19 protein-coding genes are annotated in these 19,598 nt (G+C 63.3%); 10 read left to right on the forward strand and 9 right to left on the reverse strand.

Features of this window, described 5'->3' with window-relative positions:
* Window positions 1–11 precede the first annotated feature (11 nt).
* On the forward strand, window positions 12–1,418 hold the full coding sequence (locus tag ACFY9W_RS15630; protein WP_391131759.1) for a cytosine permease: 1,407 nt from the start codon (window positions 12–14) through the stop codon (window positions 1,416–1,418).
* Window positions 1,419–1,567: 149 nt separating this feature from the next.
* On the opposite strand, the gene ACFY9W_RS15635 is transcribed toward ACFY9W_RS15630, so the two are convergent.
* The 3 genes from ACFY9W_RS15635 to ACFY9W_RS15645 form a co-directional block, all read right to left on the reverse strand.
* The gene (locus ACFY9W_RS15635; RefSeq protein WP_391131761.1) at window positions 1,568–3,193 is read right to left on the reverse strand and encodes a methyl-accepting chemotaxis protein; all 1,626 of its coding nucleotides are present in this window, start codon (window positions 3,191–3,193) and stop codon (window positions 1,568–1,570) included.
* A gap of 161 nt (window positions 3,194–3,354) precedes the next feature.
* On the reverse strand, window positions 3,355–4,980 hold the full coding sequence (locus tag ACFY9W_RS15640; RefSeq protein ID WP_391131763.1) for a methyl-accepting chemotaxis protein: 1,626 nt from the start codon (window positions 4,978–4,980) through the stop codon (window positions 3,355–3,357).
* Between the two features lie 232 nt (window positions 4,981–5,212).
* The gene (locus ACFY9W_RS15645; protein WP_391131765.1) at window positions 5,213–6,415 is read right to left on the reverse strand and encodes an FAD-dependent oxidoreductase; all 1,203 of its coding nucleotides are present in this window, start codon (window positions 6,413–6,415) and stop codon (window positions 5,213–5,215) included.
* A gap of 257 nt (window positions 6,416–6,672) precedes the next feature.
* On the opposite strand from ACFY9W_RS15645, the gene ACFY9W_RS15650 reads away from it, so the two are divergent.
* Window positions 6,673–7,212 (forward strand): Rrf2 family transcriptional regulator, encoded by a 540-nt coding sequence (locus ACFY9W_RS15650; RefSeq protein WP_391131767.1) that lies wholly within the window; start codon window positions 6,673–6,675, stop codon window positions 7,210–7,212.
* Between the two features lie 257 nt (window positions 7,213–7,469).
* On the opposite strand, the gene ACFY9W_RS15655 is transcribed toward ACFY9W_RS15650, so the two are convergent.
* The gene (locus ACFY9W_RS15655) at window positions 7,470–8,381 is read right to left on the reverse strand and encodes a cupin domain-containing protein (RefSeq protein ID WP_391131769.1); all 912 of its coding nucleotides are present in this window, start codon (window positions 8,379–8,381) and stop codon (window positions 7,470–7,472) included.
* Between the two features lie 102 nt (window positions 8,382–8,483).
* Here ACFY9W_RS15655 and ACFY9W_RS15660 point away from each other — a divergent pair, with 102 nt between their 5' ends.
* From ACFY9W_RS15660 to ACFY9W_RS15680, 5 genes are all read left to right on the forward strand, one after another.
* Window positions 8,484–9,044: a carboxymuconolactone decarboxylase family protein gene (locus tag ACFY9W_RS15660; protein ID WP_391131771.1), complete on the forward strand. Its 561-nt coding sequence runs from the start codon at window positions 8,484–8,486 to the stop codon at window positions 9,042–9,044.
* Window positions 9,045–9,143: 99 nt separating this feature from the next.
* Window positions 9,144–10,208 (forward strand): acyl-CoA dehydrogenase family protein, encoded by a 1,065-nt coding sequence (locus ACFY9W_RS15665; protein ID WP_391131773.1) that lies wholly within the window; start codon window positions 9,144–9,146, stop codon window positions 10,206–10,208.
* On the forward strand, window positions 10,205–11,026 hold the full coding sequence (locus ACFY9W_RS15670; RefSeq protein WP_391131775.1) for an ATP-binding cassette domain-containing protein: 822 nt from the start codon (window positions 10,205–10,207) through the stop codon (window positions 11,024–11,026). Before ACFY9W_RS15665 ends, ACFY9W_RS15670 begins: the two co-directional genes overlap by 4 nt.
* The gene (locus ACFY9W_RS15675; protein WP_391131777.1) at window positions 11,013–12,218 is read left to right on the forward strand and encodes an ABC transporter substrate-binding protein; all 1,206 of its coding nucleotides are present in this window, start codon (window positions 11,013–11,015) and stop codon (window positions 12,216–12,218) included. Before ACFY9W_RS15670 ends, ACFY9W_RS15675 begins: the two co-directional genes overlap by 14 nt.
* The gene (locus ACFY9W_RS15680) at window positions 12,218–12,973 is read left to right on the forward strand and encodes an ABC transporter permease subunit (RefSeq protein ID WP_391131779.1); all 756 of its coding nucleotides are present in this window, start codon (window positions 12,218–12,220) and stop codon (window positions 12,971–12,973) included. Before ACFY9W_RS15675 ends, ACFY9W_RS15680 begins: the two co-directional genes overlap by 1 nt.
* A 111-nt stretch (window positions 12,974–13,084) precedes the next feature.
* Here the strand turns inward: ACFY9W_RS15680 and ACFY9W_RS15685 are convergent, their stop codons facing one another.
* Both ACFY9W_RS15685 and argC read right to left on the reverse strand, forming a co-directional pair.
* Window positions 13,085–13,771 (reverse strand): GNAT family N-acetyltransferase, encoded by a 687-nt coding sequence (locus ACFY9W_RS15685; protein WP_391131781.1) that lies wholly within the window; start codon window positions 13,769–13,771, stop codon window positions 13,085–13,087.
* A gap of 79 nt (window positions 13,772–13,850) precedes the next feature.
* Window positions 13,851–14,792, reverse strand: a complete 942-nt coding sequence (argC, locus tag ACFY9W_RS15690) for an N-acetyl-gamma-glutamyl-phosphate reductase (protein ID WP_391131783.1) — start codon at window positions 14,790–14,792, stop codon at window positions 13,851–13,853.
* Between the two features lie 216 nt (window positions 14,793–15,008).
* Here argC and ACFY9W_RS15695 point away from each other — a divergent pair, with 216 nt between their 5' ends.
* On the forward strand, window positions 15,009–15,890 hold the full coding sequence (locus ACFY9W_RS15695; RefSeq protein ID WP_391131786.1) for a LysR substrate-binding domain-containing protein: 882 nt from the start codon (window positions 15,009–15,011) through the stop codon (window positions 15,888–15,890).
* A gap of 122 nt (window positions 15,891–16,012) precedes the next feature.
* Here ACFY9W_RS15695 and ACFY9W_RS15700 read toward each other — a convergent pair whose 3' ends face one another.
* Window positions 16,013–16,219: a 4-oxalocrotonate tautomerase family protein gene (locus tag ACFY9W_RS15700; protein ID WP_105948820.1), complete on the reverse strand. Its 207-nt coding sequence runs from the start codon at window positions 16,217–16,219 to the stop codon at window positions 16,013–16,015.
* 18 nt (window positions 16,220–16,237) lie between these two features.
* Entirely contained in the window at window positions 16,238–16,972 is a 735-nt protein-coding gene (locus tag ACFY9W_RS15705; RefSeq protein WP_391131788.1) for an SDR family oxidoreductase, read from the reverse strand.
* 124 nt (window positions 16,973–17,096) lie between these two features.
* Between ACFY9W_RS15705 and ACFY9W_RS15710 the strand changes: the two genes are divergently transcribed.
* Window positions 17,097–18,017 carry a LysR substrate-binding domain-containing protein gene (locus ACFY9W_RS15710; protein WP_391131790.1) on the forward strand — a complete coding sequence of 307 codons (921 nt, stop codon included), beginning with the start codon at window positions 17,097–17,099 and terminating at the stop codon, window positions 18,015–18,017.
* Between the two features lie 94 nt (window positions 18,018–18,111).
* Window positions 18,112–18,375, forward strand: coding sequence for a hypothetical protein (locus ACFY9W_RS15715; RefSeq protein WP_391131792.1), 264 nt, complete (start codon window positions 18,112–18,114; stop codon window positions 18,373–18,375).
* A 313-nt stretch (window positions 18,376–18,688) separates the two neighbouring features.
* On the opposite strand, the gene ACFY9W_RS15720 is transcribed toward ACFY9W_RS15715, so the two are convergent.
* Window positions 18,689–19,339, reverse strand: coding sequence for a TIGR04211 family SH3 domain-containing protein (locus tag ACFY9W_RS15720; RefSeq protein ID WP_391131794.1), 651 nt, complete (start codon window positions 19,337–19,339; stop codon window positions 18,689–18,691).
* Window positions 19,340–19,598 lie beyond the last annotated feature (259 nt).

Raw genomic sequence — 19,598 nt, forward strand, 5'->3', positions numbered from 1 at the left:
AGCTGATACCTATGTCCCAACCGTCATCGCAACACCAGTTTGTCGAGAATCACACGGTCGATTACGTTCCACCTGCCGAGCGCCACGGGAAGGCGCGCGACCTGTTTACCCTCTGGTTCAGTACCAACATTGCGCCACTGCCCATCGTGACCGGCGCCATGGTGGTCCAGGTGTTCCACCTGAACCTGTTATGGGGGCTGATCGCCATCGTGCTGGGCCATCTGGTCGGGGGCGTGGTCATCGCCCTGGCTTCTGCGCAGGGACCGCAGCTGGGCATTCCACAGATGGTGCAGAGCCGTGGCCAGTTCGGCCGCTACGGCGCCTTGCTGATCGTGTTCTTCACCGCGCTGATCTATGTCGGCTTCTTCATTTCCAACATCGTCCTGGCCGGCAAGACCATCCACGGCATTGCCCCGAGCATGCCGATGCCGGGCGCGATTGTGATCGGTGCGCTGAGTGCCACCGCCATTGGGGTGATTGGCTACCGCTTCATTCATATCCTCAACCGTATCGGTACCTGGGTGATGGGTTCGGCGCTGCTGGCCGGCTTCATCATGATGTTTGCCCAGGCGCTGCCGGCCGACTTCTTCAGCCGTGGCGCGTTCAACTTGTCGGGCTTCATCGCCACTGTGTCGCTTGGCACCATCTGGCAGATCAGCTTCTCGCCGTACACCTCTGACTACTCGCGTTACCTGCCGCGGGAAGTTGGCATCGCCAAGCCGTTCTGGGCGACCTACTTCGGCGCTACCCTGGGCACCATCCTGTGCTTCAGCTTTGGTGCGGTAGCGGTGCTGTGCGTGCCGGAAGGCACCGACGCCATGGATGCGGTTAAACAGGCTACCGGCTGGCTGGGGCCGATCCTGATGGTGCTGTTCCTGCTTAACATCATCAGCCACAACGCCCTCAACCTGTATGGCGCGGTGTTGTCGATCGTCACTGCGATCCAGACCTTCATGGCCGACTGGACGCCGAGCATCAAGGTGCGGGTGATCCTGGCATCGGTGATCCTGGTAGGCTGCGGGATGGTCGCACTGAACGCTTCGGCGGACTTCATCGGCCAGTTCATCGGCCTGATCCTGGCGTTGCTGCTGGTGCTGGTGCCGTGGGCGTCGATCAACCTGATCGACTTCTACCTGATCAAGAAGGGGCAGTACGACATTGCGTCGATCTTCCGTGCTGATGGCGGTATCTATGGCCGCTTCAACCATCACGCGATCATTGCTTATGCTTGCGGCATCCTGGTGCAGTTGCCGTTTGCCAATACGTCGCTTTATGTAGGGCCGTACTCGAACATTGTCGAAGGGGCTGATCTTTCGTGGCTGTTCGGCTTGATCGTGACGGTGCCGCTGTACTACTGCCTGGCGACTCGCGGCAAGGCTGGCGAGAAGGCGGGGCGGGTTGTGAGTGTTAATGACTGATAGAACGTAGTTGCAGTAATGGGGGCTGCTTTGCAGCCCATCGCAGGCAAGCCAGCTCCTACAGGTACAGCGCAAGCCTTGGCCTTGGCGCAATCTCTGTGGGCTGGCTAGCCTGCGATGGGCCGCAACGCGGCCCCAGCTATTTCAGATCAAACCTTGAACTGCGCCACCATGCCATTCAGGTCCACGGCAAGGCGCGACAGATCCTGCGCCGCCGCACTGGTCTGGTTGGCCCCCGCCGATGTCTGCATCGCCAGATCACGAATGTTCACCAGGTTGCGGTCCACCTCCCGCGCCACCTGCGCCTGCTGCTCCGAAGCACTGGCAATCACCAGGTTGCGCTGGTTGATCGACGCAATCGCTTCGGCAATCACTTCCAGCGCCTGACCAGCACCTTGCGCCACATCCAGCGTGCTGGTGGCACGCCCCTGGCTGCTGTGCATTGCCGTCACTGCCCGCTCGGTTCCATTCTGGATACCCGCGATCATCTGCTCGATCTCCGCTGTGGATTGCTGGGTGCGGTGGGCGAGGGCACGCACTTCGTCCGCCACCACGGCAAAGCCACGGCCCGCCTCGCCGGCGCGAGCCGCTTCAATGGCGGCGTTGAGCGCCAGCAGGTTGGTTTGCCCGGCAATCGCGCCAATCACATCCAGCACGCGGCTGATCTCGTTGGCATTGCTGGCCAGCTGTTCGATCTCGGCCGAAGTGCCGGTCACGTCAGCCACCAGGTGCTGGATGGACGCCAGCGCCTGATTGACCCGGTCACGGCCGTCGCGGGTGGTCTGGTCGGCGCCTTTGGAGGCATCGGCAGTGCTGACCGCATTGTTCGCTACCTCTTCGACGGCGGCGGTCATCTGGTTGACGGCGGTGGCCGCCTGGTCGATCTCGGCGCTTTGCTGGTGCAGGCCACGGCTGGTGTCTTCGGTGACGGTGTGCAGTTCTTCCGAGGCTGAAGCCAGTTGGTCGGACGAGGCGGCGATCTTGCGCAGTGTGTCGCGCAGGTTTTCCTGCATGCGGCTGAGGGCACGCAGTAACAGTGCCGGCTCATCCAGGCCAGTGACCTGTAAGTCGTGGGTAAGATCACCCGATGCAACGCGTTCAGCCACCTTAACGGCGTCGGCCAATGGCCCCACGATACTGCGGGTCAGCAGCGTGGCGATTGCCGCCAAGGCCAGCATGATCACGGCAAGCGCGTAGAAAGTGATCCGATAAGCCTCGCTGGCCGCATCACTGGTTCGCTGGGTGGCTGCATAGGCGCCTTTGCTGTTGAACGCGATGAGATCACGCATGGCAACCATCATCTGCTCGGCATGGACATTGAGCTGGCTGGCGATCAGCTGCCGGGCAGCATCCACCTCGCCAGCCAGGATCTTTTCGGCGACCTGTGACTGAACGAGATTGTAATCGCCATAAGCGGCGGTGAACGCGTCGAACCGGATGCGCCCGGTGGGGGTGACGACGGTCTGTTCATAAGCATGAATATCATCGCGCAGGCCCTGATTGGTCGTCTTCAGCGATGCCAAGGTACTGGCACGGCCTTGCGCGTCCGGCTCCAGGGCGCTGCGCAGAAGCAATATCCGGGCTTGGCCCAGGTTGGTGCTGACATCCCCCAAGGAGACAACGGCCGGCATCCAGCCGCCCCGCACATCTTCAGACGCGCTGTCCATGCGCTGGGTTTCGTACAGGGATACAAGGCCCAGAGCCAGTACCATCAAACCCAGCAGAGCGAACAGGCAGGCTGCCCGTTTGCCGATCTTCATGTTCCTCAACTGCATGCAAAACTCCGTGACAGGCATGATGTCCATGGCATTTCTACCATTAGACAAATTGTCTACAGATGATTGCATGGTGCTATCAGGGTTGCCAGTCGGGGTAACCCTGAGTGGGGTGAGGCATTATGTCGCGCTGGGCTGCAGGCAGCTCCGGCATTGTCAGATCAAACCTTGAACTGCGCCACCATGCCATTCAGGTCCACGGCAAGGCGCGACAGATCCTGCGCCGCCGCACTGGTCTGGTTGGCCCCCGCCGATGTCTGCATCGCCAGATCACGAATGTTCACCAGGTTGCGGTCCACCTCCCGCGCCACCTGCGCCTGCTGCTCCGAAGCACTGGCAATCACCAGGTTGCGCTGGTTGATCGACGCAATCGCTTCGGCAATCACTTCCAGCGCCTGACCAGCACCTTGCGCCACATCCAGCGTGCTGGTGGCACGCCCCTGGCTGCTGTGCATTGCCGTCACTGCCCGCTCGGTTCCATTCTGGATACCCGCGATCATCTGCTCGATCTCCGCTGTCGATTGCTGGGTGCGGTGGGCGAGGGCACGCACTTCGTCCGCCACCACGGCAAAGCCACGGCCCGCCTCGCCGGCGCGAGCCGCTTCAATGGCGGCGTTGAGCGCCAGCAGGTTGGTTTGCCCGGCAATCGCGCCAATCACATCCAGCACGCGGCTGATCTCGTTGGCATTGCTGGCCAGCTGTTCGATCTCGGCCGAAGTGCCGGTCACGTCAGCCACCAGGTGCTGGATGGACGCCAGCGCCTGATTGACCCGGTCACGGCCGTCGCGGGTGGTCTGGTCGGCGCCTTTGGAGGCATCGGCAGTGCTGACCGCATTGTTCGCTACCTCTTCGACGGCGGCGGTCATCTGGTTGACGGCGGTGGCCGCCTGGTCGATTTCCGCGCTCTGCTGGTGCAACCCACGGCTGGTGTCTTCGGTGACGGTGTGCAGCTCTTCCGAGGCCGAAGCCAGTTGGTCGGACGACGCGGCAATCTTGCGGATGGTATCGCGCAGGCTCTCCTGCATGCGGCTCAGGGCACGCAACAGCAAGGCTGGCTCGTCGCGGCCGGAAGCGCGAATTTCCCGGGTAAGGTCGCCGGTGGCGACACGTTCGGCGACCGCCACGGCATCGGCCAGCGGCACCACGATGCTGCGGGTAAGTGCGGTGGCAATGGCGGCCAGGGCGAACATGATGACCAGCAACGAGGCGATGATGGCGGTGAACGCTTCGTCGGCTACGTCACTGCTGCGCTGCGAAGCATCTTCGGCGCCCTTGCTGTTGTAGGCGATCAGGGCGGTCATGGCCTTCATCATGCTGTCGGCGCGCTGGGTAAGCGGGCCGCTGATTTGCTGCTTGGCTTCGTCCATGCGGCCTGCGGCGATGTCCTGCAACACTTGCAGTTGCAGGTTGAGGTACTGCTGGTACGCCTCATTGAAGGTGTTGAACAAGGTGCGGTCGTCGGCCGCGATGATGGTGTCGGCGTAGTCCTTGAGGCCGTCCTTGAGTTCGGTGTTGATGCCGTCGAGCATCTGAATGTTCCGTGCGCGCTCGGCAGGGCTGTCGTCCAGTGCTGCACGCAGGGTGACGGCGCGGGCGCGCCCCAGGTTGCTGCTGATGTCACCCAGGGCTACCACGGCGGGCATCCAGGTGACCAGGATTTCGTCGGTGGCCTTGTCCATCTGGCGGGTTTGGTAGAGTGCGATAAGGCCCATGAACAGGACCAGGACGCCCAACAGGGCGAATACGCTGGCAGCGCGAATGCCGATCTTCATATTCCGTAACTGCATGGAATGCTCCTTGACGGTGGCGTGCAGGCGTCAGGAGCTTGGTCGGTAAGCCGGGTCACCGGAATGGCGCCAGGCTCTTGATGCGCTGCGGATTAGTAGTTGTGCCTCACCCTCTTGAATACTTTTTTGGTTTTAATGATGCCATATGGCCATCATTGTTGAACAGTCCAACAATGTAACGGCATGATTGACAAAACCGCCATTTGTTGACGGTTTTGTCAGGATTTTGCTGTTAAACGATGGCAATCATCGGATCGGCAGCGGCCAGGGCCACGGCGCGATCAGCCGCTGGCGGGTAGATCCACACCGAGTTGATCTGGCGTTTCAGGTTCTTGCCTTCCTGGCCCTGAAGTTTCAGTTCCCGCTCCCAACCTTCGCTGTATGCCGCGCCCCATTCGCCCAGGTCCAGGCAGGTAACGTACTTTGGCTGGCGGTAAACAACCGGCGCCACCCCGAGCAGATCGGCCATGGCATTGTTGCCACTGTGGCGGCCCATCGGAATGGCATGCTGGCAGGTCATCAGGGCGTGGTTGCCGATCTCGTCGACGGCTGCCCAGGCGGTATCACCGGTGGCATAGATGTGCTGCTGGCCCACCACTTTCAGGTGATCGTCGACCTTGAGCCGGCCGAAGTTGTCACGCTCGCCGGCAACCTGCGCGGTCAGCGGGCTGGCCTTGACGCCGGCGGTCCAGATTACGGTGTCGCTGGCGATGTACTCGCCGTTGTCCAGTGTGACGCCCCCGGCATCTACAGCCACCACCGAGGTGCCGGTCAGCCACTCGGCGCCCGCCTGTTCACTGGCTGCAACGATCGATGGGGTGATGCCGGCGCCAAGTGCAGCACCGACGTGGGTGCCACGGTCGATCACCAGTACCCGTACTTCAGCATCGCTGCCAAGGATGGCGCGCAGGCGGACCGGGATTTCCGTGGCGGTTTCGATGCCCGTGAAGCCACCGCCGCAGACCACCACGGTATTGCGTGCCTTTGATGCGGGGAGGGCGGCCAGCCCGACCAGGTGCTGCTCAAGTTTCACAGCCGACTCCATCTGGTCCACATCAAAAGCGTGTTCGGCCAGGCCCGGAATCGCCGGGCGTGCCACCTGGCTGCCAGCGGCGAGGATCAGGCGGTCGTAGGCAATTTGCTGACGCTGGCCATCGACATCGGTGTAGCTGACGCTGCGGCCTTCGGCATCGATGGCCTGCGCATTGCCGGTAATGAAGCGCACACCGACTGCGTCGAACAGTTCACCTACCGGTGCCTTCAGGCTGTGCACGTCGGCCTCGTAGAAGCGCGGGCGAATGCGCAGTTCCGGCTGCGGGGCGAGCACGCTGATGCTCAGGTCGTCGCGCTGGGCCTGGTCCAGCAGGCGGGCGGCGCTCAGGGCGCTCCACACACCGGCAAAGCCGGCACCGATGATCAGGATGTTCGATTTCATGTAGGTGCTCCGCAAGGTTCGAAGAGGGCTCCGAGGGCGGGTAGGTGCCGCTCGAATAACTGCGACTCTATTGGTCGTAGTTAAAGCGTGCAAGTCTTTTTTCAGAAACGGCGCAGCATCGCACCGCTGTTTCTTGCCTACGGTATCGGTATTTAGCGGCTTTAAGCCTTTGAATGAACCGACAAACGGCAATGCCCCGCTTTGCGATAGGTGTTCAATCGGCGTATTATTTGCGACAAGATTGGTCGGAGATTGATATGTCGCTCTACAGTGCTGGCGTCGAATACGGCATCCATTGCCTACTGTTCCTGGTGGACGAACGTGGTGATTCGCGCGAATCCAGCGTGCGCGACCTGGCAGAGTTGCAAGGTGTGCCCCAAGAGTACCTGGCCAAGGTGTTCACCAAGCTGGCCCGCGCCGGGCTGGTCGCGGCCACCGAGGGTGTTCGCGGCGGTTTCCGGTTGGCGCGGCCGTCGGACGAAATCACGGTGCTGGATATCGTCAATGCCATCGACGGGCCGAAAAAGATTTTTGACTGCCGTGAGGTGCGTGAGCGTTGCAGCCTGTTTGACGGCTCACCACCTGGATGGGCGATTGAAGGCACCTGTGCGATCCATGCGGTGATGCTGGGGGCGCAAAAGCGCATGGAAGAGGCATTGGCCCAGCAGACCATTCTGGACCTGGCGCGGCGGTTCGGGCGCAAGGCGCCGGCCGAGTTCGGGCAGCAGGTGAATAGCTGGATGGGGGAGCGGCGGGAAGGTAAAGGCGCCGGGGATATCCCGGTCAGCCCAGTCTGATGTGCTGCCTGCACCGGCCTCTTCGCGGGTGAACCCGCTTTCATAGAACTGCGCATCACTTACTGATTTAGCAGGGACCCTGTGGGAGCGGGCGTGCCCGCGAAGAATCCAACGCGGTGTATGGCACCGGCTTCGCCGGTGTTCGCGGCGGTTCGACGCCTCGACGCGCCCGCTCCCACAGGTACAGCGCAGACTTCGGGCAGTGCACTAACCCTGTGGGAGCGGCTCGCGAAGAGGGCGGCGCAGGAAGAACGCTTTCAGCGCCCCTCATGCTGCCGCCGATAAGCCCCCGGCTGCACCCCCACCGCTTTGGCAAACGCCCGGGTAAACGCCGCCACCGACTGATACCCCACCTGCGCGCCCACCTGTTCAACAGTATTCCCCGCCCGCAGCAACTGGCTGGCATGGCGCATGCGCAGCGCCAGCAGCACTTGCCCTGGCGATTGCCCGGCCAGTTCGTTGAACCGTTTGAAAAACGCCGACCGCGATAACCCCGTGCAGGCGGCCATGCTCTCCAGTGTCCAGGCTTGCCCCGGTTGCTCGATCAACTGTTCCAGCAGCCCGGCAAACGCCGGCTGGCGGGCGAGGGCGACCAGCCCGCCCAGTGACTGGCCGGCATTCACCTGCTGGCGTAGCACATACAGGAACAACAGGTGCGTCAGCCGCTCCAGCAACGCCTGCGACGGGCCTGCGGCACGTCGGCACTCCTCCAGGATCAACGCGAACAGCGCCCGCGCCGCACTGCCGGAGGGCTCGTCGGCGCGCAGCAAGATCCAGTCAGCCAGGCCCTCGACAATCAGAGAGGACAGGCCGCTCTGGAAGTGGAAGAAGCCGCAGACCAGCCCAACCCCGTCGCTCGCCTCGCTATCCAGTGCCTGCATGGTTTGACGCGGCTGAGCACAGGCGTCTACCGGGTCCTGGTCGCTGGACAGGCGATAGGCCAGGTCGCGCAACAGGAACACCGCATCTCCCTTTTCCAGCAGTACCGGCTGCGGCTGGCCGTCGATGTGCAGCCAGCAATGCCCTTGCACCACCAGGTGGAAGCTCGCACGGCCCATGCCCTGGGTGCTGGCGTGCCAGCCGCCGCAATAACGGCCCACATGGAACAGGCTGGCATCCAGCTCCAGGCCTTCTAATAACCAATCGACAAGGTGGCTGGACGAAATCATCTAATGCAAACACTCACGAGCAAGGAAAGGCGACTGATGAATATGGAGGGTAATTCTTATAACCAACAGACTGTAGTGACACCCATCAAAGGAGACCACTGCATGTCCTCGCGTATTACTTTACACACGCTGCAGAGCGCCCCGGAAGCGGCACGTCCGTTCCTCGAAAATGCGCAGAAAAACTCGGGCTTCATCCCCAACCTGTTGGGTGTACTGGCCAATGCCCCGGCGGCGCTGGAAACCTACGTGACCGTTTCGGCGCTCAACGGCAAGTCCGAATTGAGCCTGGCTGAACGCGAAGTGGTGCAGCTGATTGCCGCCACCCAGCATGGCTGCGACTTCTGCGTGGCCGGCCACACTGCCGTGGCGTTGAACAAGGCCAAGCTGCCACAAGAGGTGGTCGATGCCCTGCGAGCCCGTGGCGAGCTGCCCGATGCCCGTTACGAAACCCTGGCTGCATTCGCTCGCGAAGTGATCGCCACCCGTGGCAATGTCAGCGAAGCAACTTACCAGGCTTTCCGTGAAGCCGGCTTCAGCGAAGGCAACGCACTGGAAGTGATTCTTGGGGTCAGCCTCGCAACCCTGTGCAACTTTGCTAATGTTTTCGCCCAGACGCCGCTCAACGACGAGCTTGGCAAATACCGCTGGCAGCCTTCGGCGTAACCCACGTGTGATAGCGGCCCTGACGCGGTCGTTGTAGGGGCGGCCTTGTGCCGCGAATGGGCCGCAAGGCGGCCCCGGCGTTCCCAAAGGAGCAAGACCATGCAAGATTGCGCATTTCGACACTGGCTGGATGCCAATGCCGAGGCCATCGACCGGGGCCTGTGCGAACCGCAGCAGGTGCTGGCACAGATCGCCGAATCACAGCTGCTGCGTATCGGTGTCGATCCGGCCTTGGGTGGCACCGGCGGGCAAGTAACCGACGCGGTCGAGGCGATTGCCGCCATCGCCAGCCGCTCGTTGGCTTCAGCCTTCGTCTGCTGGGGCCAGCGTGCCTTTATCGAATACCTGTTGCACAGCCCCAACCAAGCGCTGCGTGAGCGCTTGCTGCCACGCCTGCTGACCGGCGAACTGGCCGGCGCCACCGGGCTGTCCAACGCCATGAAGTTCCTGTCTGGCATCGAAGCGTTGCAGGTGCGCGGTCGCCCTGCAAGCGATGGCTGGAACCTGGAAGGGCGCCTGCACTGGGTAACCAACCTGCGCAAAAGCGGTTTTGTGGTGGCGGCGGCTATCGAAGACGAAGCCGGTGGCGCACCGTTCATACTGGCCATTCCTTCCGAAGCCCAGGGCCTGGAGCGCTCCGATGACCTGCAACTGATGGGCCTGCAGTCGAGCAACACGGCGGCACTGGCCTTCCACCAGGTGCCGTTGGCGCGTGACTGGCTGCTGCACGAGAACGCCCGCGAGTTCCTGCCGCGGGTGCGCCCGGCGTTTCTGGCGCTGCAATGTGGCATGGCCATCGGCCTGGCGCGACGGGCACTGGAAGAGGTTCAGGGACACCTGCATGGCCGTGCCTCGTTCCTCGACGAGGCACGCCAGGTACTCAGCGAACGCCTGGAAAACACCGTGAGCGAGCTCAAGCAGGGCTTGCTCGATGGCCGCTTCCAGCAGCAGCCGGCAGCCTTGTTCAAGCTGCGCATCACCCTGGCCGAAAGTGCCGCCGATGCCGTGCAGCTGGAATTGCAGGCCAGTGGTGGCAAGGCCTACCTCAGCGAGTATGGCGAAGGGTTTGCCCGCCGCTGGCGTGAATCGGCCTTCGTACCGATCGTCACGCCCAGCCTGGTGCAATTGCGCGCCGAACTGCAACGCCAGGCGGGCGCGGCATGAGTCCAGTGTTGCTCGAAGCCCGTGATATCAGCCTGGGCTACCCGCGCGAGGGTGGCTGGCAGCAGGTGCTGGCGCAGTTCGACCTGCAACTGGCGCCGGGCGAGGTGGTAAGCATTCTGGGCCCCAGTGGCGTGGGCAAGTCCAGCCTGCTGCGGGTGCTGGCGGGCCTGCAAGCGCCCCGGGGCGGCAGCGTGACCTTGCACGGCCAACCGCTGGAGGGGCCGCACCCACGGCTGGCGGTGGCCTTCCAGGACCCGAGCCTGCTGCCTTGGCTGAGCCTGGAGAAAAACGTCGCCTTTGGCCTGGACTTCGCCCGCCAGCCCAGGCTGGCTGCGGCCGAACGGCGTGCGCGCATCGACCATGCAATTGCCGCCGTGGGCCTGGCCCACGCCCGTGGCCAATACCCGGCGCAATTGTCTGGCGGCATGGCCCAACGCACCGCGCTGGCCCGCTGCCTGGCCCGTCAGCCCGAAGTACTGCTGCTGGACGAGCCCTTCGGCGCGCTGGATGAAGTGACCCGGGCCGACATGCAGCAACTGCTGCTGCAACTGATCGCCACCCACAACACGGCGGCGGTGCTTATCACCCACGATATCGACGAAGCCCTGCTGTTGTCCGACCGGGTTCTGCTACTGGGTAACCACCCGGCGCACATCCTCGGTCAATGGCACATCGACCTGCCGCAACCGCGTACCCACCGGGTTGAGGAACTGGGTGTGTTACGTATCGAAATCCTCAAAACCCTTCGGCGGGCAAGCCGCACAGTCGAACCTACCCCAACCCCGTTGCCCTCGGAGGCTGTCCATGTGCATGGATGACTGCTGCTCTTCTTCTTCGCGTCGCGATTTCCTCAAGCTCGGCGCCATGCTCACGGCCGCGGGTGCGCTGCCGTTGCTCTCAAGCCTGCAAGCCCGTGCCGCTTCCGAGCCGGACGCACCCGTTCGCATTGGCTACCTGCCGATCACCGACGCCACGCCTTTGCTGGTGGCGCACAATAACGGCCTGTTCGAAGCCGAAGGCATCAAGGCCGAGCGCCCGGTGCTGCTGCGCAGCTGGGCGCAGGTGATCGAAGCGTTCATCTCGGGCCAGGTCAACGTCATCCACCTGCTTTCACCCATGACGGTGTGGGCGCGCTACGCCAGCAAGGTGCCGGCCAAGGTGGTGGCCTGGAACCACGTCGGTGGTTCGGGCCTGACCGTGGCCCCGGACATCACCGACATGAAGCAACTCGGCGGCAAGACGGTGGCCATCCCGTTCTGGTATTCAATCCATAACGTGGTGTTGCAGCAGATGCTCAACGACAATGGCCTGACGCCAGTGTCGAAACCCGCCAACGCGCCGCTGGCCGCCACCGAGGTCAACCTGCTGGTGCTGCCGCCCTCCGACATGCCGCCAGCCTTGGCCAGCAAGCGCATCGCTGGCTACATTGTCGCCGAGCCGTTCAATGCCCTGGCCGAAAACCTCAAGGTTGGCCGCGTGCAGCGTTTTACCGGCGATGTATGGCGCAACCACGCGTGCTGCGTGGTGTTCATGCACGAGCACGACCTGAACAACCGCCCGGAGTGGTCGCAAAAGGTGGTCAACGCCATCGTCAAGGCCCAGCACTGGACCCGTGATCACCGCGCCGAAGCCGCGGCCTTGCTGTCCAAGGCCGGCCCCAACAAGTACACGCCTCACGAGCCAGCTGTGCTGACCAAGGTGCTGGCGCCGGCCGCCGAGGACCGTGCCGGCTACATTGCCAGTGGCGCCATACGCCATCAGCAGTGGGATGAAAAACGCATCGACTTCCAGCCGTACCCGTTCCCCAGCTATACCGAAGAGCTGGTCAAGCGCCTGAAAACCACCTTGATCGAAGGCGACAATGCGTTCCTTGCCGGGCTTGACCCGGCGCAAACTGCTCGCGACCTGGTCGACGACCGCTTCGTGCGCAATGCCATTGCTGCGGTCGGTGGGCCGTCGGTGTTCGGCATTGCCGACAATTTCGAGCGTAGTGAGGAGTTTGCGGTCTGATGCGCACGTATGTGGTACATGCCGGCCTTGGGCTGGCCGGGTTGTCGGGGTTGTTGCTGTTGTGGTGGGCCGGGGTTGCCGTGTTCGGCCAGGCCGACGGCCTGTCTGCACGCTTTTCGCCGGCTGCTACCCTGGCCAGCCTGGTCGAGTTGCTGGGGCAGGGCGAGGTCTACGGGCATATCTGGGTCAGCCTCAAGCGCATCCTGGTCGGGCTGCTGCTGGCATTGCTCATCGGCGTGCCGCTGGGCTTGCTGGTGGGCAGTTACCGGCACCTGGAGGCGGCGACCACGCCAGCGTTCCAGTTCCTGCGCATGATCTCGCCGCTGTCGTGGATGCCGGTGGTGGTGATGTTGATGGGCGTGGGTGACCAGCCTATCTATTTCTTGCTGGCGTTCGCTGCGTTATGGCCGATCCTGCTCAACACGGCGGCCGGGGTGAGGCAGCTGGACCCACGCTGGCTGCAACTGAGCCGCAGCTTGAGTGCCACGCGCTGGGAAACCCTGTGCAAGGTGATCGTACCGGGGGTGATCGGTCATGTGCTGACTGGCGTGCGCCTGGCCATCGGCATTCTGTGGATCGTGCTGGTGCCGTGCGAAATGCTTGGGGTGAGTGCGGGGTTGGGGTATTTCATCCTCGATACGCGTGACCGGCTGGCGTATTCCGAGCTGATGGCGATGGTGCTGTTGATTGGTGTGCTCGGGTTCATGCTCGATGCACTGGCGCGTGGGTTGCATCGGCGTTGGGTGCATGGCTGACGGGCCAGTGGGGCTTCTTCGCGGGCTTGCCCGCTCCCACAGGTACTTCACCGCCCTTGGGCCTGATGGTATCCCTGTGGGAGCGGGCGAGCCCGCGAAGAGGCCCTCGGATCAATGCACAGTCTTGCGCTGCCGCACACATTCCAGCGCCTGTCCGGCGAGTTCATCCAGCCGCTCATCGCGCATCTGTTCCGCGTCGATCATCGCATCTTCACCCTGCTGGTTAAGCAGGTAGGTATGAATCTGCAGCACTTCTGGCGTCTGGTAAATCGGCGCAATGTCCAACCGACCGATCAGCGCACCACTGGCCTGCCCGGTACTGCTCATCAGTACCTGCGGCCCATTGGCGGCCACCACTTGCATGCCCATCGCTTCAAACCATGGCACCTGACTGGCAAAGGCATTCAGCTCCACACAGGCATGGCGTGCTTGCAGGTCACCCAGCAGGGCGCGCGCGATGCCCTGGCGGCGATGGCTGGCGCGTACGGCAAGAAATGCCAATGCGCATGCCTGCTCATCGTCCTCGGCCGGCAGCGACAGGGCAAAGCCCAGCAACTGGTCCGGCGCTTGGGCATCCAGCGCCAGGGTCAGCGCCACGGCCAGGCCGCGGGTGCCGTCCAGCGCTTGCAGGTACTGGTGCACCTCCATGCCGACGCCGTACTGGTACAGCGGGTACAGCGGGTTGTCGGCGGTGATGGCAACACTGCTCAGTTCGCCGACATTGTGGATGACCAGCTCGCGGATCTGGTTCTGGAAAGATTCGGGCGGCACGCTGTCGAGGCGGCTCAGGATGAACATCGGGGACGGGCTCCGGCGGTTGGGTATACAGCCCGCGCCAGGCTGGCGTGGGCTGCACAGTTTAACCGGTTTTGTCGTATCAGCCTTGCACCTGTATTGCACCGAGCATCAGGTTAAGGTTTTGCACCGCCGCCCCCGAGGCGCCTTTACCCAGGTTGTCGAACACTGCCGTGAGCAAAACCTGGCCATGTTCGGGGTTGGCATACAGCGCCAGGCGCAGGTCGTTGCTGTCGTTCAGTGCCTCGGGGTCGAGGTTGGCGGCTGCACCTTGCTGATGCAGTGGCATCACCTGGACGTGGCGGGCGCCCTGGTAGTGCTGTTCAAGGCAGGCCTGCAACTGTTCAGCGCCGACCTGGTCGGGCAGCAGGCGCAATTGCAGCGGGATGCTCAGCACGATGCCCTGGCGGTAGGCCCCGTAACCGGGCATGAACACTGGCCGCGCCGACAGCCCGGCATGCTGCTGGATTTCGGGCACATGCTTGTGCGCCAGTTCCAGCCCATAAAGTTGCAAGGTCGGCGCCTTGTCGGCACCCGCCTGTTCGTGGCGCTCGACCGCGGCGCGGCCACCGCCGGAGTAGCCGGAAATGGCATGGATGCCCAGCGGGTAGTCGGCCGGCAGCAACCCTGCGTTGACCAGCGGGTGTAGCAGGGCAATGGCGCCGGTGGGGTAGCAGCCCGGGTTGCTGACACGCTTGCTTTGGGCGATGCGTTCGGCTTGCTGCTCGTCGAGTTCCGGCAGCCCATAGACCCAACCCGGGGTGGTGCGGTGCGCGGAGCTGGCGTCGATTACCCGCACTTGCGGGTTATGGATCGCCGCCACGGCCTCGCGCGCGGCATCGTCAGGCAGGCACAGCAGGGCAATGTCGGCGCTGTTGATGGCCTCTCGGCGGCGCTGCGGGTCCTTGCGCTCGGCTTCGGGCAGGGTAAGCAGGCGCAGGTCGCTGCGGCCTTGCAGGCGGGCATGGATCTGCAGGCCGGTGGTGCCTTGGTCGCCGTCGATGAAAACAACAGGGGTGTGCATGGTCGGGGTCCGGTCGGGGAGGGATGACCTATGCTCGCCGATGGCTCTGGTAATGAAAATTTGAATATGATGATCGATATGTTCAGGTTTACTGAATAAGTTTCTCTGCGCCGGCCCTTTCGCGGGTAAACCCGCTCCCTCAGGCACGGCACCGTTTATGAGATTGGTGGTGAGCCTGTGGGAGCGGGTTCACCCGCGAAAGGGCCGGAACAGACCATGCGCGAAATCAGCCTCGACCGCCTGCGCACCCTGGTGGTCATCAGTGACCTTGGCTCCTTCGCCGAGGCCGCCCGCCAGCTCAACCTGGCACCGCCCACCATCAGCCTGCATGTGGCTGAACTGGAAGCGCGTGTCGGCACGCCATTGCTTAGCCGCACCCGCGGCCAGGTGCGTCCTACGGCCATTGGTGAAACGCTGCTGGCCCGTGCCCGGCGCCTGCTGGCCGACGCTGATCTGGCCCTGGATGAAGTGCGCCGCCAGGTCGAAGGGTTGACTGGCCGGGTACGCCTGGGGGCATCCACCGGCGCCATCGCACACTTGCTGCCACAGGCGCTGGCGCACCTGCGAGCAGAGCATCCGGGGATTGATGTGCAGGTGCAGGTGCTGACGTCCCAGGCATCACTGGTGCGTTTGCGTGAGGGCACACTGGATATCGGCCTGGTGGCCTTGCCGCAGGTGGCCGGCAAAGGGCTGACCGTCACCCCCTGGCGGCGCGACCCGATCCTGGCCTATGTGCCGGCCGACTGGCAGCCGCCTGCCAAGGTCACGCCGGCCTGGCTTGCTCAGCGGGCGTTGATCCTCAACGACAGCAGCACTCAGTTGTCGCGGGTGACAGGGGAATGGTTTGCGGCAGCCGGGTTGTACCCCGAGCCGCGCATCGAGCTGAATTACAACGATGCGATCAAAAGCCTGGTAGGGGCAGGGTACGGGGCGACGCTGTTGCCGCAGGAAGGCGAGGCGGCCGAACTGGACCGGCGCATTGCGCGCCGGCCTCTGCGGCCTGGGTTGTGGCGGCAACTGGGCATCGCCTGCCGGGAGGGGCAGGTGGAACGTGCCACGGGGTATGTGTTGCAGGCGTTGGAGCGGTTGCGGCAGTGAGGGCCCTGGGGGCCGCTTTGCGGCCCTTTCGCGACACAAGGCCGCTCCCACATTGTTCGGCGTACGCAGGCCCTTGTGGGAGCGGCCTTGTGTCGCGAAAGGGCTGCAGAGCAGCCCCCGGTTCAACCTCGCTCGCGTGCCCGCACCACGGTCACCGTCTCCCCACCCACCCCCCAGTTATCGGTAGGCACCTCTTCGATCACCACAAAGGTACTGGCCGGCGGCTTGCCCAGCACATCCTTCAGCAGGCGGGTCGTTCCCTCGATAAGCTGGCGCTTGTGCTCGGCAGTAACCCCTTCATCGGTCACGCGAATATGGACATAAGGCATGGTTGTACGCTCCTCAGGTCAGTGCCAGGTGCCAGCGGTACTGCCGCCATCCACCGGCAGGATTACACCACTGACAAAGCGTGAATCGGCCAGGTACAGCACGGCGTCTACCACATCCTGCGGCGTGCCGGTGCGGCCACTGGGCGACAACACGCCCATCCCCTGCACAGTGTCGCCATGCAGCGGTGTTGCAATGATCCCCGGCGCCACGGCATTCACCTGCACGCCGCTGGCTGCCAGTTCCAGCGCCAGGCCCTTGACCGCCTGGTTCAGGCCGCCCTTGACCAGCACCGGCAGCAAAGCTGGCACGCGCGTGTCCGGTTGCAGTGCAATGGACGCGGTGATGGCGATGATCTGCCCGTGCCCCTGTTGGCTCATGATCCGCGCCGCTTCCTGGGCCGGATAGAAAAAGCCCTTCAGATTGGTGCCCACCAGGGCGTCGACATCGGCCTCGCTGTAGTCGGCAAAGGGTTTGGCAATGAAGATGCCGGCGTTGTTGATCAGGATGTCCACGCGGCCAAAGGTGTGCAGGGCGGTGCTGAACAACCGTTGCGCGGTGCCAGCCTCGGCAATGTCGCCGGCCACGCCGATGAAGCGCGAAGGGTGGCCGAGCCGGGCGGCGGCCTGATCCAGGCGGGCCTGGCTACGGGCATTGCCGACCACGTTGTCACCGCGTTCGAGGAAGGCCTCGGCCAGGGCGAACCCCAAGCCGCTGGAGGCCCCTGTGATGATGACGGTGCTTGGCTTGTTCATGTGCGTGCTCTCCAGTGAAATGAGCCATTGGCTCGGTGTGACGCCACTGTAGGCCGCCATCAGCACTTGAAAAATGAGCCGCAGGGCATTTCAATCGATACATCATGTAATCAATCGAGCCGCCATGACCCGCCATTTTGATGACTTGCAACTGGGCAGCCTGGAGCTGTTCTGCCTGGCCGCCGACAGCGGCAGCTTTACGGCGGCTGCTACGGAGGCTGGCGTTACCCCGGCGGCGGTCAGCCGCAGTGTGGCGCGCCTGGAGGAACGCCTTGGCGTGCGCCTGTTTGTCCGCACCACGCGGCAGATGCGGCTGTCTGCAGCAGGCCAGGCCTATTACCAGCAATGCCGGCAGGCGCTGGGGCAACTGGTCGAAGCCGAGCGCCAGGTAACAGGCGGGCAGCTAGAGCCAAGCGGCCGCTTGCGCATCAGTGCGCCCACGCCCTATGCGCACCACAGGCTGTTGCCGTTGCTGCCGCGCTTTCGCCAGCGCTATCCGCAGGTACAGGTGGATGTGCATGTCAGTAACCGTAACGTCGACTTTGCCGAAGAGCCATTCGACCTGGCCATCCGTGGTCGCGAACCGGCCGACTCACGCCTGGTGGCGCGCCGTCTTGAAGATGCCGAACTGGTGGTGGTTGCCACCCCGGGTTACCTGGCCCGTGCCGGCATACCGCTGGTGCCGCAGGACTTGCAGCAGCACGAGTGCATTCAGTTCGAAATGCCCAGCAGCGGCCGCCGCCCGCCGTGGAGCTTTCGCCAGGATGGCCGCCAGGTTGAAATCGAAACCCAAGGCGCATTTACCTGCCTGGGCGACTTCCTGGCCACGGCTACGCTGGTGCGCCATGGCGGCGGGTTGATGCAGGCCTACCGGTTTACCGTGCAGGACGCACTGGCCAGCGGTGAACTGGTGGAAGTGCTTGCCGAGTTTGGCGGCACGGCACGCCCGTTCATGTTGATCTACCCGCATGCCCCACACATACCGTTGCGGGTGCGGGTGTTCATTGATTTCCTGTTTGCCGAAGGGGCACGGCAGCCCGGCTGATCCAAGGCGCAGGGGCGCATGGCCGACTATGCTGTTTGCTGCGTCGAGCCAATCTCATCTCGATGACCCTTCCGATTTCCCAGGAGAACACTCCATGAAGTCCATCGTACTGCTGGTGATTGCTTCTGTGTTGAGTTTTGCCGCCCATGCCGACCCGGCAAGCAACTGTGCAGCCAAGATCAAGGAACTTGAGGATTTCCACAAGGCCAGTGGCCAGGCGATGCATGGCGGTATGGCCCATGACTTCAAGGTCCACATGCAAAATGCCAAGGATGCCCAGAGCAAGGGTGACTATACCCAGTGCCAGGCCTCGGCGGACCAAGCCAAGACTATCTATAACAAGGCACGTAGCAAGTAAGCCCTTGCCAGTCATTCGTAGGTAAACCCGCTCTCATAGAACTGCGCATCACTTACTGATTTAGCAGGGACCCTGTGGGAGCGGGCGTGCCCGCGAAGAATCCAACGCGGTGCATGGCACCGGCTGCGCCGGTGTTCGCGGGCGCGCCCGCTCCCACAGGGTGCGCGGTGTACCCGGCATCAGTTCTCTGCGCGATAGCGCAGCCCAATGGGCTGGGCAATCTCCCACAGGTACTACACAGTTTTCAAAAACAGTGAGATCCCTGTGGGAGCGGGTTCACCCGCGAAGAGGCCAGCGCAGGGTGGCCAAGCTGTCAGAACCAGCGATCGTTCTTCTTCCGCCCGCGCGTCAGCGCCGGCAAGATCAACCCTGCCAGCAACCCCGCCCCGGCAATGCTGCCGCCATACACCATGTAGCGCATCATCACCTGCTTGTTCTCGTCACCCAGGCGGGCCTGGGTATCGCGCAGGTCCGATTGGCTCTGGTCAAGCTGCTCGCTCAACGCCTTGTTGCGCGCTTCCAGTTCGTCGTTCAGCTTCTTGCGTGAATCCAGGGTTTCCTGCATGCCCTGCACGCGGTTCTTCCAGCTGTCGTCGATGGTCTTCAACTGCCCGGTCAGCTCTGCCACCTGGGCATCGAGCTGCGGCAGGCGCTCGTTCTGCCCCGGCACGGCCTGCAGGTCATTGCTGAGGATCCACACCACGTCGCCATTCTGCCCGCGCACCTGGCTGTAATTGCCTTGGCTGCCGACCAGGGTCAGTTTCTGCCCGGACTTGAGGGTGCCGACAATGCGGTGGCCATCGGTCGGGCCGCTGCGCACGTAGGTGCTCAGGCTGTCGCTGACCCAGCGTGCGTCACTGGCGGGCTCTTCGGCGTGCACGGGTAGGGCGAGGGCTACCAGGGCGGCAATCAGGCCACCGCGCAGGGCAGGGAGGGCGGAAGCAGTTGGGCGGGAATCGGGCATGTTGGGTCTTCGCTGAAACAGGACAAAAGTAGGCCCGGTGACTGGGCCGATGAACCGGTCGGTGAGTTGACCGTCAGCGAATGACCGTTTTTTTGTCAGCAGGTTCACTGCCTGATGTCGGAAATGTCTGCAGGATGTTGCAGGACCCGACCCAGAGCGCTTCCTTGCAGATGATGTTCTGGCGCTGCGTATGGGGTGCTTTTTGGGGGGCAAGGCTGCGACTAGACTCAATGGCTCCACACCTTCTCATGGAGCAAGG

The sequence above is a fragment of the Pseudomonas sp. NPDC008258 genome, assembly GCF_042956345.1.
Classification (GTDB): Bacteria; Pseudomonadota; Gammaproteobacteria; order Pseudomonadales; family Pseudomonadaceae; genus Aquipseudomonas.

What these genes read in the sequence shown, in the direction of transcription:
- ACFY9W_RS15670 (WP_391131775.1), top strand. Translation starts at nt 10,205, where the DNA reads ATGAGTCCAGTGTTGCTCGAAGCCCGTGATATCAGCCTGGGCTACCCG.
- ACFY9W_RS15640 (WP_391131763.1), bottom strand. Translation starts at nt 4,980, where the DNA reads ATGCAGTTACGGAATATGAAGATCGGCATTCGCGCTGCCAGCGTATTC.
- ACFY9W_RS15715 (WP_391131792.1), top strand. Translation starts at nt 18,112, where the DNA reads ATGAAGTCCATCGTACTGCTGGTGATTGCTTCTGTGTTGAGTTTTGCC.
- ACFY9W_RS15695 (WP_391131786.1), top strand. Translation starts at nt 15,009, where the DNA reads ATGCGCGAAATCAGCCTCGACCGCCTGCGCACCCTGGTGGTCATCAGT.
- ACFY9W_RS15660 (WP_391131771.1), top strand. Translation starts at nt 8,484, where the DNA reads ATGTCCTCGCGTATTACTTTACACACGCTGCAGAGCGCCCCGGAAGCG.
- ACFY9W_RS15645 (WP_391131765.1), bottom strand. Translation starts at nt 6,415, where the DNA reads ATGAAATCGAACATCCTGATCATCGGTGCCGGCTTTGCCGGTGTGTGG.
- ACFY9W_RS15655 (WP_391131769.1), bottom strand. Translation starts at nt 8,381, where the DNA reads ATGATTTCGTCCAGCCACCTTGTCGATTGGTTATTAGAAGGCCTGGAG.
- ACFY9W_RS15720 (WP_391131794.1), bottom strand. Translation starts at nt 19,339, where the DNA reads ATGCCCGATTCCCGCCCAACTGCTTCCGCCCTCCCTGCCCTGCGCGGT.
- argC (WP_391131783.1), bottom strand. Translation starts at nt 14,792, where the DNA reads ATGCACACCCCTGTTGTTTTCATCGACGGCGACCAAGGCACCACCGGC.
- ACFY9W_RS15680 (WP_391131779.1), top strand. Translation starts at nt 12,218, where the DNA reads ATGCGCACGTATGTGGTACATGCCGGCCTTGGGCTGGCCGGGTTGTCG.
- ACFY9W_RS15705 (WP_391131788.1), bottom strand. Translation starts at nt 16,972, where the DNA reads ATGAACAAGCCAAGCACCGTCATCATCACAGGGGCCTCCAGCGGCTTG.
- ACFY9W_RS15635 (WP_391131761.1), bottom strand. Translation starts at nt 3,193, where the DNA reads ATGCAGTTGAGGAACATGAAGATCGGCAAACGGGCAGCCTGCCTGTTC.
- ACFY9W_RS15675 (WP_391131777.1), top strand. Translation starts at nt 11,013, where the DNA reads ATGTGCATGGATGACTGCTGCTCTTCTTCTTCGCGTCGCGATTTCCTC.
- ACFY9W_RS15665 (WP_391131773.1), top strand. Translation starts at nt 9,144, where the DNA reads ATGCAAGATTGCGCATTTCGACACTGGCTGGATGCCAATGCCGAGGCC.
- ACFY9W_RS15650 (WP_391131767.1), top strand. Translation starts at nt 6,673, where the DNA reads ATGTCGCTCTACAGTGCTGGCGTCGAATACGGCATCCATTGCCTACTG.
- ACFY9W_RS15700 (WP_105948820.1), bottom strand. Translation starts at nt 16,219, where the DNA reads ATGCCTTATGTCCATATTCGCGTGACCGATGAAGGGGTTACTGCCGAG.
- ACFY9W_RS15685 (WP_391131781.1), bottom strand. Translation starts at nt 13,771, where the DNA reads ATGTTCATCCTGAGCCGCCTCGACAGCGTGCCGCCCGAATCTTTCCAG.
- ACFY9W_RS15710 (WP_391131790.1), top strand. Translation starts at nt 17,097, where the DNA reads ATGACCCGCCATTTTGATGACTTGCAACTGGGCAGCCTGGAGCTGTTC.
- ACFY9W_RS15630 (WP_391131759.1), top strand. Translation starts at nt 12, where the DNA reads ATGTCCCAACCGTCATCGCAACACCAGTTTGTCGAGAATCACACGGTC.